The sequence below is a fragment of the Amaricoccus sp. genome (genome assembly GCF_017993425.1).
Lineage (GTDB): Bacteria > Pseudomonadota > Alphaproteobacteria > Rhodobacterales > Rhodobacteraceae > Amaricoccus.
This window is the reverse complement of sequence record NZ_JAGOMQ010000035.1, coordinates 21,833-38,226: the sequence shown is the minus strand read 5'-3', so window position 1 is coordinate 38,226 and position 16,394 is coordinate 21,833. Positions and strand designations below refer to the sequence as shown.

Annotated in this window: 14 protein-coding genes; 8 read left to right on the top strand and 6 right to left on the bottom strand. The window is 73.8% G+C overall.

Annotated elements, in window-relative coordinates; translation table 11 throughout:
- Positions 1–161: 161 nt before the first annotated feature.
- A complete protein-coding gene (lpxD, locus tag KBB57_RS15535) occupies positions 162–1,211 on the top strand; it encodes a UDP-3-O-(3-hydroxymyristoyl)glucosamine N-acyltransferase (RefSeq protein ID WP_290751997.1) in 1,050 nt (349 codons plus the stop codon).
- Here lpxD and KBB57_RS15530 read toward each other — a convergent pair whose 3' ends face one another.
- The gene (locus KBB57_RS15530; RefSeq protein WP_290751995.1) at positions 1,212–2,315 is read right to left on the bottom strand and encodes a serine hydrolase; all 1,104 of its coding nucleotides are present in this window, start codon (positions 2,313–2,315) and stop codon (positions 1,212–1,214) included.
- A 187-nt stretch (positions 2,316–2,502) separates the two neighbouring features.
- On the opposite strand from KBB57_RS15530, the gene KBB57_RS15525 reads away from it, so the two are divergent.
- Entirely contained in the window at positions 2,503–2,766 is a 264-nt protein-coding gene (locus tag KBB57_RS15525) for an acyl carrier protein (RefSeq protein WP_290751993.1), read from the top strand.
- Between the two features lie 6 nt (positions 2,767–2,772).
- On the top strand, positions 2,773–3,984 hold the full coding sequence (locus tag KBB57_RS15520; RefSeq protein ID WP_290751991.1) for a beta-ketoacyl synthase: 1,212 nt from the start codon (positions 2,773–2,775) through the stop codon (positions 3,982–3,984).
- A 163-nt stretch (positions 3,985–4,147) separates the two neighbouring features.
- On the opposite strand, the gene KBB57_RS15515 is transcribed toward KBB57_RS15520, so the two are convergent.
- The 3 genes from KBB57_RS15515 to KBB57_RS15505 all read right to left on the bottom strand — a co-directional run bounded on the left by KBB57_RS15515 (position 4,148) and on the right by KBB57_RS15505 (position 10,526).
- Positions 4,148–5,419 (bottom strand): glutamate-5-semialdehyde dehydrogenase, encoded by a 1,272-nt coding sequence (locus KBB57_RS15515; protein ID WP_290751989.1) that lies wholly within the window; start codon positions 5,417–5,419, stop codon positions 4,148–4,150.
- 540 nt (positions 5,420–5,959) lie between these two features.
- Entirely contained in the window at positions 5,960–9,100 is a 3,141-nt protein-coding gene (locus KBB57_RS15510) for an efflux RND transporter permease subunit (RefSeq protein WP_290751987.1), read from the bottom strand.
- Between the two features lie 19 nt (positions 9,101–9,119).
- Positions 9,120–10,526 (bottom strand): efflux RND transporter periplasmic adaptor subunit, encoded by a 1,407-nt coding sequence (locus KBB57_RS15505; protein WP_367272710.1) that lies wholly within the window; start codon positions 10,524–10,526, stop codon positions 9,120–9,122.
- Between the two features lie 72 nt (positions 10,527–10,598).
- Here KBB57_RS15505 and KBB57_RS15500 point away from each other — a divergent pair, with 72 nt between their 5' ends.
- A complete protein-coding gene (locus KBB57_RS15500; protein WP_290751985.1) occupies positions 10,599–11,282 on the top strand; it encodes a TetR/AcrR family transcriptional regulator in 684 nt (227 codons plus the stop codon).
- A gap of 93 nt (positions 11,283–11,375) precedes the next feature.
- On the opposite strand, the gene KBB57_RS15495 is transcribed toward KBB57_RS15500, so the two are convergent.
- Positions 11,376–12,026 carry a carbonic anhydrase gene (locus KBB57_RS15495; protein WP_290751983.1) on the bottom strand — a complete coding sequence of 217 codons (651 nt, stop codon included), beginning with the start codon at positions 12,024–12,026 and terminating at the stop codon, positions 11,376–11,378.
- A gap of 167 nt (positions 12,027–12,193) precedes the next feature.
- On the opposite strand from KBB57_RS15495, the gene KBB57_RS15490 reads away from it, so the two are divergent.
- From KBB57_RS15490 to KBB57_RS15480, 3 genes are all read left to right on the top strand, one after another.
- Positions 12,194–12,580, top strand: coding sequence for a hypothetical protein (locus tag KBB57_RS15490; RefSeq protein WP_290751981.1), 387 nt, complete (start codon positions 12,194–12,196; stop codon positions 12,578–12,580).
- 179 nt (positions 12,581–12,759) lie between these two features.
- Positions 12,760–14,151, top strand: a complete 1,392-nt coding sequence (locus tag KBB57_RS15485; protein WP_290751979.1) for a M17 family metallopeptidase — start codon at positions 12,760–12,762, stop codon at positions 14,149–14,151.
- Between the two features lie 104 nt (positions 14,152–14,255).
- Positions 14,256–15,014: an NlpC/P60 family protein gene (locus tag KBB57_RS15480; RefSeq protein ID WP_290751977.1), complete on the top strand. Its 759-nt coding sequence runs from the start codon at positions 14,256–14,258 to the stop codon at positions 15,012–15,014.
- A 137-nt stretch (positions 15,015–15,151) separates the two neighbouring features.
- On the opposite strand, the gene hemP is transcribed toward KBB57_RS15480, so the two are convergent.
- Positions 15,152–15,289: a hemin uptake protein HemP gene (gene hemP / locus KBB57_RS15475; protein ID WP_290752001.1), complete on the bottom strand. Its 138-nt coding sequence runs from the start codon at positions 15,287–15,289 to the stop codon at positions 15,152–15,154.
- A gap of 299 nt (positions 15,290–15,588) precedes the next feature.
- On the opposite strand from hemP, the gene KBB57_RS15470 reads away from it, so the two are divergent.
- Positions 15,589–16,362, top strand: a complete 774-nt coding sequence (locus KBB57_RS15470) for a ChaN family lipoprotein (protein WP_290751975.1) — start codon at positions 15,589–15,591, stop codon at positions 16,360–16,362.
- The last annotated feature ends 32 nt before the right edge of the window (positions 16,363–16,394 follow it).

Below are 16,394 nucleotides of genomic sequence, written 5' to 3'. Positions count from 1 at the left end.
GTGTTCCTCGACGACGCGGGCGCGTTGCAGCGGCGCTTCGACGTCTACGGGCGCGACGCCGAGGTATGGCGGGCGCTGGAGGCGGCGGGGGTGACTTTGCCGGCTGCGGAGGGCTGAGGCTTACGCTATAGCCTGAGGCGTTGCGCCGTCCGCGAGGGAGCTTGCCCGTGATCTCACTTTCCGACCTTGCCGCGGCGCTCGGGGGCGAGGCCGTCGGGCGCGGGGACCTGACGTTCTCCGGCGCGGCGGAGCCGGCGGCGGCGGGGCCGGATCAGGTCGCGCTCGCCATGGATCCGTCCTTCGCGGCGCGGCTTCCCGAGGGGCGGGCGCGGGGGGCGATCCTGCGGCCCGACGCGGACTGGCAGGCGCTCGGGCTCGAGGGCGCGATCCTCGCGCCGCGGCCGCGCTACGTGCTGGCCGGGGTGACGCGGGTGTTCGACCGGGCGCCGGAGATCGCCGAGGGCGTGCATCCGACGGCGATCGTCGACGCGACGGCCCTGATCGGGCCGGGGGCGGCGATCGGGCCCTTCGTGGTGATCGGGGCGCGGGCGCGGATCGGGGCGCGGGCGCGGATCGCCAGCCATGCCTCGGTGGCCGAGGATGCGGCGATCGGCGAGGACGCGCTGCTGATGCAGGGGGTCCGGATCGGGGCGCGGGTGCGGATCGGCGACCGGTTCATCGCCCAGCCCGGGGCGGTGATCGGCGGCGACGGCTTCTCGTTCGTGACCCCGGCGCCCGGGGTGGTCGAGGAGGCGCGGGCCGGCGTCGTCACTGCGGCGGAGCGCTCGGGCTACGTGCGGATCAACTCGCTCGGGGCGGTGCGGATCGGCGACGACGTCGAGGTGGGGGCGAACGCGACGATCGACCGCGGCACCATCGCCGACACCGTGATCGGCGACGGGACCAAGGTCGACAACCTCGTCATGGTCGCCCACAACGTGCAGGTCGGGCGCGGCTGCCTGCTGTGCGGGCATACCGGGATCGCCGGCTCGGCGGTGATCGGCGACGGCTGCGTGCTGGGCGGGCGGGCCTCGATCGCCGACCATGCGGTGCTGGGGCGGAACGTGGTGATCACCGGCAACGCCGCCGTCTCGGGGCACGTGCCGGACGGGCGGATCATGATGGGCTATCCCGGCGTGAAGCACGACGAGTTCGTGTCGATGTGGAAGGCGCTGCGCCGCCTGCCCCGCGTGCTGGCGAAGCTGCAGTAGCTATTTCGGCTGCGCGCCGGCGACGACCTCCTCCAGCAGCGCCCAGGGCGCCTCCCAGGCGTCGGGGTCGCCGTAGCTGCCGCGCGTCGTCACCACGACCAGATCGAGATCGGGCACGATCAGCAGTTCCTGCCCGCCGTTGCCGGCGCCTTCGCGGACATCGAGGCCGGACTCGGTGGCGCAGAGCCACCACTGGTAGCCGTAGTCGCAGCCCTCCTCGGCGGTGACCCCGCGCCGGAACGAGGCGGCGAGCCAGTCGGCGGGCACGACCTGCACGCCGTTCCACATACCGTCCTGCAGGACCAGCTGGCCGATCTTCGCCACGTCTCGCGGCCGCAGGCGCAGGCCCGCGAAGGGCTGGGCGACGCCGTAATAGTCGGTGAACCAGTCGACGTCCTCGATGCCGAGCGGCCCGAAGAGGCGGGCGTCGGCGTAGTCGATCAGCGACATGCCGGCGCCGCGGGCGATGATCGCCGCCAGAAGGGCCGTCGCGCCGCCGTTGTAGGTCCACGTCGCGCCGGGCTCCGCCGCCATCGGCACGGCGAGCGCGTAGCGGTACATGTCGGCCGAATGCTCCATCAGGCCCTCGGAGTTCGGCCCGTCCCCACTCTCGCTCCACTCCGTCCCCATCGTCATGCTCAGGGCATTGCCGATGGTGATGCGCTGCCGCAGCGGGTCGCCCGCGAGGTCGGCGTATTCCGGGAAGGAGTCCATGAGCGGCGCGTCGAGACCCGGGACCTTGCCCTCGCCGAGCGCGATCCCGTAGAGCAGCCCGACGACGCTCTTGGTGATCGAGCGCAGGTCGTGCTTGGTCTCGGGCCCGAAGACGACGTCGTGGACCTTCCAGTCCAGCTTCTCGTCGTCGCCGGTCAGGTATCTCTCGTAGACGAGCTTGCCGTCGCGAGCGACGAGGAGGGCGTGCATGTTCTCCATCCCCTCGCCGGCGAGCGCCGCGTCGAGGCGCGGGGCGAGGTCGGGAGCGAGCCCGACCGCCTCCGGCGCCGCGGTCGGCCAGCCGTCCTCTGCCGCGAAAAGCGGCGGCGCCGGCAGGAGGAGGGCAAAAACAAGCGGCGCCAGGGCGCAGCGGTGCGCGGCGAAATGCATGTGCGGTCCCTCGCGGGGCGGCAATGCCCCAGGGCAGAATACCACGCCGCCGGCTTCCGCGCATCGAGGATGCAGGGGGGGGAGCGGGTCGGCCGACGCACGACCCGCCGGCGGGAAACCGCGCAGAATCCGGTTCCCAAAGCCGGCGCGAGCGGGTAAGCCGGCCGCAGGACTGCCCGGGGGCTCAATGGCGGACAGCGTCGAGAACAGGATGATCGCGATCCTTGCGGAGCAGGCGGTGTTGCAGCCGTCCGAGATCCGTCCGGACGCGACCCTGAGCGATCTCGGGATCGACAGCCTCGGGCTGGTCGAGGCCGTGTTCGCGATCGAGGAGGCCTTCGACATCCAGGTGCCGTTCAACGCCAACGAGCCGGACAAGTCCGAGTTCGACATCAGCACCGTGGCGAGCATGGTTCGGGCGGTGGAGCACCTGGTCGCGGCGCAGAAGTAAGGGCGGATGCGGCGGGTCGTCGTCACCGGCCACGGGGCCATCAGCGCGCTCGGGGCGACCGCCGCGGAGAACCGCGCCTCGATGCGCGAGGGCCGCCTCGGCATCGGCCAGCTCGAGTTCCAGGACGTCGAGCGGCTGGCGATCCAGATCGGCGGGCAGGTCCGCGGCTATCGGCCGGAGGACCATTTCGGCCGGCAGGAGCTGACGCTCTACGACCGCTTCACCCAGTTCGCGCTGCTGGCCGCGCGCGAGGCGATGGCGGAATCGGGGCTCGCCGTCGACGAGGCGCTGTCGGAGCGGGCCGGCGTGGTGCTGGGGACCGCCGGGGGCGGGTTGCAGACCCAGGACGAGAACTACCGGCAGGTCTACGAGGAGGGGAAGAACCGCGTCCATCCCTTCGTGGTGCCGCGGCTGATGAACAACGCCGCCGCGAGCCATGTCTCGATGACGCACAACCTGCGGGGGCCGTGCTACACGGTGGCGAGCGCCTGCGCCTCGTCGAACCACGCGATGGGGCAGGCGCTGAACCTGATCCGGGCCGGGCAGGCCGACGTGGTGCTGACCGGCGGGTCGGAGTCGATGCTGTGCTTCGGCGGCATCAAGGCCTGGGAGGGCCTGCGGGTGATGTCGAAGGACGGCTGCCGGCCGTTCTGCGCCACGAGGAACGGCATGGTGCAGGGCGAGGGCGCGGCGGTCTTCGTCTTCGAGGAGCGCGGGCGGGCGATGGCGCGCGGCGCGCCGATCCTCGCCGAGGTGGCGGGCTTCGCGATGACCTCGGACGCCTCCGACATCGTGATGCCGAGCCAGGAGGGCGCGGAGCGGGCCATGCGCGGGGCGATGCGCGACGCGGGGCTGAACCCCGAGGACGTCGGCTACATCAACGCCCACGGGACGGGGACGACGGTGAACGACCGCACGGAATGCGCGGCGGTGCGCCAGGTCTTCGGCACGCAGGCCGACCGGCTGATGATCTCGTCGACCAAGTCGATGCACGGGCACCTGATCGGCGGCACCGGCGCGGTGGAGCTGATCGCCTGCCTGATGGCGCTCGACGAGGGGGTGATCGCCCCGACGATCGGCTGGCGCGAGCGCGATCCCGACTGCGACCTCGACGTGGTGCCGAACGCGGCGCGGGAGGCGCGGGTGCGCGCGGTGATGACGAACGCCTTCGCCTTCGGCGGGCTGAACGCCGTGCTGGCGCTGAAGGCGCCGGAATAGCGCGGGGGGCGGACAGCCGGCCGCTTCCGCCGGCGCTGAACGTCGCTCTGGCTCTGAAGGCGCCGGGATAGCGCGAGGCGAGGCGCCGGCCGCTCCTGCGCCGGCGCTGAAGGCGCCGACGTAGAGCGAGGGGCGGAGGGTCGGCTGCTCCCCGGGCGGTCGCTCAGTCGCGGATCGCGCCGTTCCCCTCGACGAGATACTTGAAGCTCGTCAGCTGCTCCGCCCCTACCGGCCCCCGCGCATGGAGCTTGCCGGTGGCGATGCCGATCTCCGCGCCCATGCCGAACTCGCCGCCGTCGGCGAACTGGGTCGAGGCGTTGCGCATCAGGATCGCGCTGTCGAGCCGGGTGAAGAACCGCTCCGCCGCCGCGTCGTCCTCGGTGAGGATCGCGTCGGTGTGGTTCGAGCCGTAGCGGCGGATATGCGCGATCGCCCCGTCGACGCCCTCGACCAGCCGCGCGGCGACGATCATGTCGAGATATTCCCGCCCCCAGTCGTCCTCGCCGGCCGGCACCACGCCGGGGAGCCCGATCAGCGCGTCGTCGCCGCGCACCTCGACGCCGGCCTCGACGAGATCCTGGAGGAAGGGCGCGCCCTCGGCCTCGAAGAACGCCCGGTCGATCAGGATGCACTCCGCCGCGCCGCAGATCCCGGTCCGCCGGGTCTTGGCGTTGAGGATGACCTTGCGCGCCTTCGCCAGATCCGCCGCCCGGTCGACGTAGACATGCACGATGCCCTCGAGATGCGCGAAGACCGGCACCCGCGCCTCCTGCTGCACCAGCCCGACCAGCCCCTTGCCGCCGCGCGGCACGATCACGTCGATCAGGCCGACCGCCTTGAGCATCGCGCCCACGAAGGCGCGGTCCTGCGTCGGCGCGAGCTGGATCGCCGCCTCCGGCAGCCTCGCCGCGCGCAGCCCCTCGACGAGACAGGCATGGATCGCCGCCGAGGTCCGCGCGCTCTCCGAGCCGCCGCGCAGGATCACCGCGTTGCCCGCCTTCAGGCACAGCGCGCCGGCGTCGGCGGTCACGTTGGGCCGGCTCTCGTAGATCACCCCGATCACCCCGATCGGCGTCCGCACCCGGCGGATGTTGAGCCCGGTCGGCCGGTCCCATTCGGCGATCACCTCGCCGACGGGGTCCTTCTGCTCGGCGACGGCGCGCAGCCCGTCGATCATCGCCCGCACCCGGCCGGGGTCGAGCCGCAGCCGGTCGAGCATCGCCGCCGACAGGCCCCGCGCCTCCGCCTCGGCCACGTCCTCGGCGTTCGCCGCGAGGATCTCCGCCTCGCGCGCCGCTACCGCATGGGCCGCCGCGATCAGCGCCGCGTGCTTGCGCTCGGCCGTCGCGAAGGCGAGCTCCGCCGCCGCCTCGCGGGCCTCGGCCCCCATGCGCGCCACCAGCGCGTCGGCGGGCAGATCGGACAGGTCGTTCATGGCGCATCCTCCTCGCGCCGGACACATACGCCGCAACCTCCGCCCGCGCCAGCGCGTCGTGCCGCGGCAGGGGCCAGCCGACCGGATCATATCGCCGGACCGACCTATCCGCTCGGGAAAATCCGGAGACGCCCAGCACACTGCACGACACCTGTCTGCCCTGCTGGGTCCACGGGGCGCGCGCGCCGACCGACCGACCGAAGCGGGCTTGCCCGCGAGGCCCGGCGCGACAGGCGAAAGCACGGCTTTCGCCGCGCCGACGGCTGGAGCGCGGTTGCGCGCGGAAGCCGTGAGGGGCGCCGATTTCTCCGGGAGCGCGCCATCCGTCCGTGATCGCCCCGGCGAGCGCGGAATCGCGCTCGCCCCCCGCAGGGGCGATCGCGGACGGATTTGCCACGGGTCAAATCCGTCTGGCGTCGGCGTCGCGGCCAGCCTCGGGCCGGGCTTCCTCTCCACTGTCGTGCAGTGTGGACGCCCAGAGGCCGGGCGCCACTATTCGCCGTGGGCGGGGACGTTCCTCCGGCGCGATCGTCCTCCGCGTCAGGCGACCCCGTGGTCCGGGACCGGGGCGGGCGCCGCGGCCTTGCGGCCGTAGCCGAAGAGGCGGCTGACGATCACGAAGAACGTGGGCACGAGGATCGTCGTCAGCACCGTGCCGGTGATGGTGCCGCCGAGCGTCGCGTAGCCGATCGCCTGCCGCGCGCCCGAGCCGGCGCCCATCGAGATGACGAGCGGCAGCACGCCGAGCGAGAAGGCGAGCGAGGTCATCACGATCGGCCGGAAGCGCTCGCGCGCCGCGTCGACCACCGCGCCGATCAGGTCCTGCCCGCCCTCCAGCTTCTCGCGGGCGAACTCCACGATCAGGATGCCGTTCTTGCCGGTCAGGCCGACGACGGTCAGCAGCCCGACCTGGAAGTAGACGCCGTTGTCCATCCCTCCCGCCCAGGCCCCGAGCAGCGCCCCGAGGATGCCGACCGGCATGGCGAGGATGACGGCGATCGGGATCGACCAGCTCTCGTAGAGCGCCGCGAGGCAGAGGAACACCGCGGCGAGCGACAGCGCGTAGAGCATCGGCGCCTGGTTGCCCGCCTCGCGCTCCTCGAGCGACAGGCCGGTCCAGGCGACGCCGAAGCCGGGGGGCAGCTGCGCCGCCAGCCGCTCGATCTCGGCCATCGCCTCGCCGGAGGAGACGCCGGGCGCAGGCGCGCCCTGCAGCTGCATGGCGGGGACGCTGTTGTAGCGGTTGACGCCCTGCGCGCCGCTGAACCACTCCTCGGTGACGAAGTTCGAGAACGGCACCAGGTCGCCGTTGGCGTTCGGCACCCGCCAGAGGTTGATGTCCTCCGGCGTCGCCCGCGCCCAGGGCTCGCCCTGCACGTAGACGCGCTTGATGCGGCCGCGGTCGATGAAGTCGTTGACGTAGGAGCCCGACCAGGCGGTGCTGAGGAAATCCCCCACCGTGGCCGCGGTGACGCCCATGGCGCCGGCCTTGCGCCAGTCGATGTCGAGGCGGAACTGCGCGGCGTCCTCGAGGCCGTTCGGCCGGATCGAGCCGATCAGCGGGCTCTGGCTCGCCATGCCCATCAGCTGGTTGCGCGCCTCGAGCAGCTGCTCGTGGGTCTGGCCGGAGCGCGCCTGGAGATAGAAGTCGAAGCCCGAGACGTTGCCGAGCTCGATCACCGCCGGCGGCACGATCGGGAAGACGAAGGCGTCGCGGATCTGGCCGAGCGCCCCGAAGGCGCGGCCGGCGATGGCCTGCGCGCTCTGCGCCGGATCCTCGCGCACGGCCCAGTCCTTCAGGAGCACGAAGGCGAGGCCCATGTTCTGGCCGGCGCCGGCGAAGGAGAAGCCGGTGACCCCGAAGACCGACTCGACGGTGTCGGCCTCGGCGCCCTTGAAGTGCTCGACCACCTGGTCGATCACCTTCTGCGTCCGCTCGGCCGTTGCTCCGGAGGGGCCCTGCACGAGGGTGAAGAGGATGCCCTGGTCCTCCTCCGGCAGGAACGCCGTCGGCGTGCGCACGTAGAGGAGCGCCATGCAGGCGACGAGCGCGAGATAGATCGCGAAGGTGCGCGCCGGCCGCCGCGCCGTCCAGCCGACGAGGCCGGTGTAGCCCCGCGTGGTGCGCGCGAAGAAGCGGTTGAACCAGCGGAAGAAGCCCATCGGCTGGCGGTTCTTCTCGTGCGGCTTCAGCAGCGTCGCGCAGAGCGCCGGGGTCAGCGACAGCGCCACCAGCACCGAGAGGCCCATGGCCGAGACGATGGTGATGGAGAACTGCTTGTAGATCACCCCCGTCGAGCCGCCGAAGAACGCCATCGGGATGAACACCGCCGAGAGCACGAGGCCGATGCCGATCAGCGCCCCGGTGATCTGGTCCATCGACTTGCGCGTCGCCTCGAGCGGCGAGATGTGCTCCTCCTCCATGATGCGCTCGACGTTCTCGACGACGACGATGGCGTCGTCGACGAGGAGGCCGATCGCCAGCACCATGGCGAGCATGGTCAGCGTGTTGATGGAGAAGCCGAAGGCCTGCATGATCCCGAAGGTGCCGAGCAGCACCACGGGAACCGCCAGCGTCGGGATCAGCGTCGCCCGCAGGTTCTGCAGGAACAGCAGCATCACCAGGAAGACGAGGCCGATCGCCTCGAAGAGCGTGTGGACCACCGCCTCGATCGAGATCGAGATGAAGGGCGTGGTGTCGTAGGGCACGATGTAGCGCACGCCGGCGGGGAAGAAGGGCGCCATCTCGTCGACCTTGGCGCGAACCCGCTCGGCGGTGTCGAGCGCGTTGGCGTCGGTGGCGAGCTGGATCGCCATGCCGGAGGCGGGCTGGCCCTCGAACTCGGCGATGGTGCCGTAGTCCTGCGCGCCGATCTCGACGCGGGCCACGTCCTTGACCAGCACGAGCCCGCCGTCGGTCTCGGCGCGCACGACGATCTGCTCGAAGTCGGCCGGCGTCGTCAGCAGCGACTGCGCGGTCACCGTGGCGTTGAGCTGCTGGCCCGCGACCGCCGGCAGCGCGCCGAACTGGCCGGCCGAGATCTGGGTGTTCTGCGCCGAGACCGCGGCCACCACGTCGGCCGGCGACAGGTCGAAGGCGGCGAGCTTCGAGGGGTCGAGCCAGATCCGCATGGCGTATTGCGCGCCGAAGACCTGCACCTTGCCGACGCCCTCGACCCGGCTCAGCTCCTCGACCATGTTCGAGACGAGATAGTCGGAGAGGTCGTCCTGGGTGACCTTGGGGTCGTCCGAGACGAGCCCGATCACCATCAGGAAGCCCTCGGAGGACTTCTCCACGGTGATGCCCTGGCGCTGGACGATCTGCGGCAGCAGCGCGGTCGCCTGGCTGACCTTGTTCTGCACCTGCACCTGGGCGATGTCGGGATCGGTCCCGGTCTCGAAGGTGAGCGTGATCTGGGCGTTGCCGCTCGAGGTCGAGTTCGACGCGAAGTAGCGCAGGCCGTCGAGGCCGGTCAGCTGCTGCTCGATGACCTGCGTGACCGTGTTGGCCACCGTCTCGGCCGAGGCGCCGGGGTAGAAGGCGGAGATCTGCACCGAGGGCGGCGCGATCGAGGGATACTGCGACACCGGCAGCCGCAGGATCGACAGGATGCCGACGCCCATGATGATGATGGCGATCACCCAGGCGAAGATCGGCCGGTCGATGAAGAAGCGGGCCATGGCTCGGCTCCCCCCGCGCTCAGTTCGCCGGCGCGGCGCCGCCGCCCGCGCCCGCCTCGCCGCCGCCCGCGCCGGCCCCGGCAGGCGCGGCGCCATCGGCGCCGGCCCCGGCAGGAGCTTCCGCGCCCGCCTCGCCCGAAGCGGGAGCGCCGGCTTCCGCGCCTGTCGCGGCCCCCTCCGCGGCCGCTCCGGATCCGCCGGCGGCGTCCGCGCCGGCCCCGGCCCCGGCGGCGCCCTCGGCGGTGCGCTCCTCGGGGACGACGGGCGCGCCCGGGCCGGTCTTCTGCGAGCCCTCGACCACCACCCGGTCGCCGTCGGCGAGCCCGGCGGTGACCACCCAGTCGGCGTTGCGGGCGGCGGCGATCGTCAGCATCCGCTGCTCGATGGCGTTCTCCGCCGTCACCACATAGGCGAAGGGCTCGCCCCGGCTGTTGCGCATCACCGCTTCCTGCGGCGTCAGGATCGCGCCCTCGGCGATGCCGAGCGGCGCCTCGACCTGCACGTACATACCCGGCAGCAGCAGCCGCTCGGGGTTGGGAAAGGTCAGCCGCAGGAGCACCACGCCGGTCTGCTCGTTCACGTGCGGCTCGGCGGCGGTGATCGTGCCGGTATGGGCGTAGTCGCTGCCGTCGGCGAGCGTCAGCGACACCGTCGGGTCGACGCCCTCGGCCCCGGCCTCCGCCGTGCCGCGCCGCCAGCGCAGCAGGTCGGCCGCCGACTGGGTCACGTCGACATAGACCGGGTCGAGCGAGCGGATCACCGACAGCGCCTCGACCTGCCCGGCCGAGACCAGCGCGCCCTCGGTGGTCTGCGACAGGCCGATCACCCCGGAGAGCGGCGCCTTGATGGTGGTGCGGTCGAGGTTGATCTGCGCCGAAAGGAGCTGCGCCTCGGCGATGCCGAGCGCGGCCCGCGCGCTGTCGCGCGCCGCCAGCGCGTTGTCGAGCGTCTGCTGGCTGATGGCGTTCCGCGCGATCAGCGTCTGGTTGCGCTCGGCGTCGAGCTCGGTCACCCGCAGGTTGGCCTCGGCCTGGGCGACGGAGGCCTCCGCAGCGGCGAGCTCCGCCCGGTAGGTGTCGTCGTCGAGCCGGTAGAGCGGATCGCCCGCCTTGACGTCGGCGCCCTCGGTGAAGAGCCGCTCCTCGATCAGCCCGCCCACCTGCGGCCGCACCTCCGCCACCGAGGAGGCGACCACGCGCCCCGGCAGGAGGCTCGTCAGCGTCACGTCGCTTGCGCGGACGGTGACGACCGTGACCGGGGTTGGCCCGCCGCCGCCCATCTGCGCTGAAGCCGGGCCGGCGAGGCAGGCGAGCGCGGCCAGCGCCGCGAGGATCGAGCGGAAGGACATGGCGCCGGGCGCTCCTGCGGCGGCGGAGGGGGCGCCGGGGACGATCGCGTCGGCTCCTGGAAGGCGGGGCTGGAGCATCGCGGCGTCGCCTTGCGTCATCTGCCGGAAAGGGATATTCAACGGACGATGAATAATTGCTGGGCCACGCCCGTGTCAACAGCCGCGTCCCGCCGCAAGGGCCCCGATCCGGCCGCCGAGCCGCCCGGCGCCCGCCGCCGCGGCCGGCCGCCCAAGGGCGCCGGGCAGGGCGAGGCCGACCTCCTCGCCGCGGCGGCGCGGGCCTTCTCCGAGCACGGCTTCGAGGGCGCGACGCTCCGCGGCATCGCCGCCGCCGCGCGCGTCGATCCGGCGCTGATCGCCTACCGCTACGGCGGCAAGACCGCGCTCTGGCGCGCGGTGATCGAGGACTTCGCCGAGCAGGTCGAGGCGGCGCTCGACGCGGCCGGCGACGCCGCGGATCGCCGGCTCGCCGCGCTGGTCGACGGCCTCGCCGGGCTCGCCTGCCGCCGGCCCGAGCTCGTCCGGCTGATCCTGCGCGAATCGACCTGCGCCGAGGTCGGCGAGCGGGCGGCGCTGATCCGCGACCTGCTGACCCGCCCGATCCACGCCCGGCTGCTGCCGCTCGTCGCGGCGGTCGAGGCCGCCCGCCCCGAGCCCGACCGCGCCGACCCGGAGGTGCGGCTCTTCGCGCTCCTCGGGGCGATCTGCATGGTCCTCGCCACCCGCCCCTCGCTCGCCGCCTTCACCGACATCGCCGCCGACGAGGCGCGCCTGCGCGACGAGCTCCGCCGCAGCCTCCGCCTCTCCGCCGGCTGCGCCGCGGCCGAGAGATAGCGGCTCCGGCGGTTCGGGCCCCCGCTGGCGCCGGGCTTCCCGGGCGGCGAGGTCGGCCCTCCCGGTGCTGGCGCATCGGCGCGCCCGGCCACGTCACACCGGCTGGAACGAGCGGCTGGCGGCGTCGTAATACTCGAGCGCCCCGTCGGCGATGTCCTTCCACACCCCGTGCAGCTCCAGCTTCCGCGTCGCCACCCGCTGGGCGACGAAGGGGAAGGACATCAGGTTCTCGAGGCTCAGGATCACCGCCTGCCGCTCCAGCGCCCGCAGCGCCGCCTCGCGGTCGAGGCGCAGCCCCGCCACCCGGGCGTAGCCCGGCGACAGCACCGTCAGCCAGCGCCCGACATAGGTCTCCGGCCCCGGCGCCCCGGGCGTGCCCGCATGCATGTCGTAGCAGCCGGCCACCCCGCCGCAGCCGTAATGGCCCATGACGATCAGGTGGTCGATGTTCAGCACCGTCACCGCGTACTCGACCGTCGCCGAGGTGCCGCGCTCGGTGCCGTCCGGGCGGGACCGCGGCACCAGGTTGGCGATGTTGCGGTGGACGAAGAAGTCTCCGGCCTCGCCCCCGAACACGTCCGTGGCCATCACCCGGCTGTCGCAGCAGGCGACGATCATCGCCCGCGGGCGCTGGCCGTGCTCCGCGAGGTCGGCGAGGCGCTCGCGCTCCGTCGATTTCATGCGCGCCTGCCATTCGTGGTAGCGGCCGACGAGGAAGGGCGGCAGGGGGCGGGCGTGTTGCATGGGCGCTCCGGTCTGGCGGCGGCTCGCGCGACTTTGCCTCAAAGGCGCGGCGGATTTCGAGCCCAATCGCATCGCCGGACGCAGTTGCAGCAAGATTGCCTTCACGAAGGCGCCCGATGCTCCGGGACGGGTGGCCGGCGACATGCCGGCGCGGGGGAGGGGATGCGATGGGCGCAGAAATCTGTCAGTGGCGCAAGCGCGAGGCGGCGGTGCTCGACACCACGCGGATCACGCTGCTGCGCCGGTCGCTCGGCGACCAGCGGGCGCGCGAGATCCTCGAGGAGACCGCGTTCCACCTCTCCGACCGGCTGGCGCTGCTCGCCGCCGCGCGGGCGGCCGGCAACCGCGCCGAGGCGCGGGCCTCGGCGTCGCGGATCGCCGCGATGGGCGAGCAGGTGGGGCTCGAGAGCTTCGCCCGGACGGCGCGCGACCTCGACGCCTGCCTCGCCTGCGGCGACCCGATCGCCGAGGCCGCGGTGGCCGCCCGGCTCGACCGGCTGGCCGAGGACTCGCTCTACTCCCTCGTGGCCTACGCCGAGCATTCGGCGCTCTGATCCTGCCTGTGGGTAAATCTGTGGATAACTTGATTATCAAGTGATATCAATATTATGACCAGCGTCCCACTGTGTGACGTTTCCGGGCGCGGGGGGCGCCGGCCTCCGGAGCCCCCTTGTTCGCCCGGCGGGGGGGCGGCTATCTAGGCGCGATCTCGCGCCTCGCGGAGCCCCGTTCCATGCCGCTCCTTCCCGCGCCCGACCCGGGCGCCCTCCCGCTCCACGTCGTGCCGTCCGACGGGCTCGCCGCCTGGCGCGCCGCGCTCCCCGCCGCGCAGGCGGCCTGGGCCGGGGCGCTCGGCTTCGAGGCGGGGCTCGGCGAGGCGATCGTCCTGCCCGCCCCCGACGGCGCGCCGGCCGCCGCCGCGGTCGGCTGGGGGACGAAGGCGGCGCGGGCCCGCGACCGCTTCCACCTCGCGGCCGGGGCCGCGAAGCTGCCCGCCGGCCGCTACGCGCTCGCCGGACCCCTGCCGGACGACCTCGACCCGGCGCTCGAGGCGCTCGGCTGGCTCCTCGCCCAGCACCGTTTCGACCGCTACGCGCCGCGCCCGCCGCGCCCGCGGCCCGAGCTGGTCGCGCCCGCGGGCGTCGACGCCGCGCGCATCGACCGCCTCGCCGCCGCCTCGGCGCTCGTCCGCGACCTGATCGACACCCCCGCCCGCGACCTCGGCCCCGCCGCGCTCGAGGCCGCCGCCCAGGGCCTCGCCGGGCGCCACGGCGCCGCCTTCTCCGTCGTCTCCGGCCCGGCGCTCGACGCGGGCTTCCCGATGATCGCCGCCGTCGGCGCCGCGGCGGCGGAGGCCCCCCGCCTCCTCGACTTGACCTGGGGCCGCGCGGACGCGCCGCGTGTGACGCTGGTCGGCAAGGGCGTCTGCTTCGACACCGGCGGCCTCGACCTCAAGCCCGCCGCCTCGATGGGGCTGATGAAGAAGGACATGGGCGGCGCCGCCACCGCCCTCGGCCTCGCCGACATGATCATGGGGCTCGGCCTCGACCTCCGCCTGCGCGTGCTGATCCCCGCCGTCGAGAACGCCGTCTCCGCCGCCGCGATGCGGCCGGGCGACATCCTGCGCAGCCGCAAGGGCCTCTCCGTCGAGGTGAACAACACCGACGCCGAGGGCCGCCTCGTCCTCGCCGACGCCCTCGCCCTCGCCGAGGAGGAGGCGCCCGCGCTGATCGTCAGCCTCGCCACCCTGACCGGCGCCGCCCGCGTCGCCCTCGGCCCCGACGTCCCGCCGTTCTTCACCGACGACGAGGCGCTCGCCGAGGCGCTCGCCCGCCAGTCCCGCCGGCAGGCCGACCCGCTCTGGCGCCTGCCGTTCTGGGACCCCTACGAGCCGCTGATCGAGCCCGGCATCGCCGATCTCGACAACGCCCCCGGCGGCGGCATGGCCGGCGCGATCACCGCGGCGCTGTTCCTGCGCCGCTTCGTGACCGCGACGCCCTATCTCCACGTCGACATCTTCGGCTGGACCCCGGCCGCGAAGCCCGCGCGGCCGAAGGGCGGCGCCTGCCAGGCCGCCCGCGCCCTCCTCGCCGTGCTGGAGGAACGGTTCTGTTCCACGACCTGAGCGCCTTCGCCTCCCGGCTGCTGCCGGCCCGCCCCGACCTCGCCGCCAGCCGCCTCGAGGGCCGGGTCGCCGCCGCCCGCTTCGCCGAGGGCGCGCCGCGGCGGGTGACGGCCCCGCTCCTCGACCTGACCCTCGTCCCCGATCCGGCGGCCGGCCTCGCCACCCAGCTCCTCCACGGCGAGCCCTTCACCGTCTACGAGGAGCGCCCCGACGGCCTCGCCTGGGGCCAGTCGGAGACGGACGGCTATGTCGGCTATGTCGCCGCCGCCGGCCTCGGCCCGGCGACCGCCGCGGAAGGCCGCCGGGTGACCGCGCTCGCCAGCCACCGCTACGCCGCCTCCTCGCTCAAGGCCCGCACGACGGCGAGCCTCCCCTTCCACGCCCTCGTGGCGGCAGGCGCGGAAGCCGACGGCTTCGTCGCCCTCGCGGACGGCGGCTTCGTCCCCGCGCCTCACCTCGCGGCCTTCCGGGGCGATGCGGCGGAGGCGGCCGCCGGCTTCCTCGGCGCCCCTTACCTCTGGGGCGGACGCAGCGCCGCGGGCCTCGACTGCTCGGCGCTGGTCCAGCTCTCCCTCGCTGCCGCGGGCGTCGCCGCCCCGCGCGACAGCGACATGCAGGCGGCGCTCCTCGGCGAGGCGCTGCCCGCCGAGGCCCCGTCGCAGAGGGGAGATCTGGTCTTCTGGCGCGGGCATGTCGGGATCCTCGCGGACCCCGGGACGCTCCTCCACGCCAACGCCCACCACATGGCGGTGGCGCGCGAGCCCCTCGCCGCCGCGGCGGCGCGGATCGAGGCCGCCGGCGGCGGCCCCGTCACCCTTCGGCGTCGTCCGCCGGTTTCTCCGCCGGCTCGCGCGGGGTCCTGACCAGCCGGCCGGCGATCAGGAACGCCCGCGTCGGACAGGGCGGCGGGGGCTCCCCCGACAGCGCCCGCGCGGGCGCCGGTTGCGGATTGCCCGCGAGCAGCTTCGCCAGCCGCGGGTCGAGCACGCTCATCGCGCGCTCACTTCGTCAGGATGAGCTTGCCCAGCCGGGTGATGCGCAGCACGTAGGGCGTGCCGTCGAGCAGGATCCGCGCCTCGACGCCGCCGCCGGTCAGGACGCGCGCGTCGTGCGCCGGCACGGCCACGGCCTCGCGCACCGGCCGCGGCTCGCGGCGCAGCCGCTCCTCGACGTGGGGCCGCTCGTCGCGGCGGGTCACGAAATGGACGGTCATGGCCGCACCTCCGGCAGGGGGGCGGCGGGGGCGGCGATGCGGCTGCAGGTCATGCCATCGGCTCCGGTCGTGAGGGGTCAGGTGGATGGCTCGTTCCTGCGAACTGGCTGAATGGAAAGCTGACAAAATCACTCGCCTATGTCAATGCTTGCCTTCGCGGTCGCGGAACGATCTTGAGGGCCGTGGCGGAACGGCCGGATCCGGCCGGGCGACGGAGGCGAGCGATGACCGGGGAGGCGAGCTGGATCGACGCGGACGGGACGCGCCTCGGCGAGGCGGCGGCGCTCGACCGGCTGGCGGGCGCGGTCGTGGCGCTCCTCGGCGAGCGCCACGACCGCGCCGCGGATCACCGATGGCAGGCCCGCGTCATCGCCGGGCTGGCGGCGCGCCGGCGGCCGGTGGTGGTCGGCTTCGAGATGTTCCCGCGCCATGCCCGGCCGGCGCTCGACGCCTGGGTCGCCGGCGCGACCGACCGCGCGGGCTTCCTCGCGGCGAGTCGGTGGGCGGAGGCCTGGGGCATGGACCCCGACCTCTACATGCCGATCTTCGAGCTCTGCCGCGCCGAGGGCCTCGCCATGCGCGGGCTGAACGTCGACCGGCCGATCGTCTCGCTGGTCGGCCGCGACGGCTGGGAGGCGCTGCCCGAGGCGGAGCGCCGCTGGCTCACCCCGGCGCGGCCGGCCTCGCCCGCCTATCGCCGGGCGATCTTCGAGCTGACCGGCGGAGCGCGGCCCGACCGCAAGGCGCAGTCGCCGGACGATCCCGCCTTCGACCGCTTCGCCCGGGCGCAGGGGGTCTGGGATCGCGCCTTCGCCTGCGCGCTGGCCGGCATCCTGGCGGAGACGCCCGGGGCGCTGGCGGTCGGCGTGATCGGGCGGGGGCATCTGGAGCGCCGGCTCGGCGTCGTCGAGCAGCTCGACGACCTCGGCGTCGGGCCCGCGCTCGTCGCCCTGCCGGACGGTGCGGCCGGCGCGGGCGACCTCGTGGTCGCCGATTAGGCAGGACTGCTCGATATACGATCATATCGCGA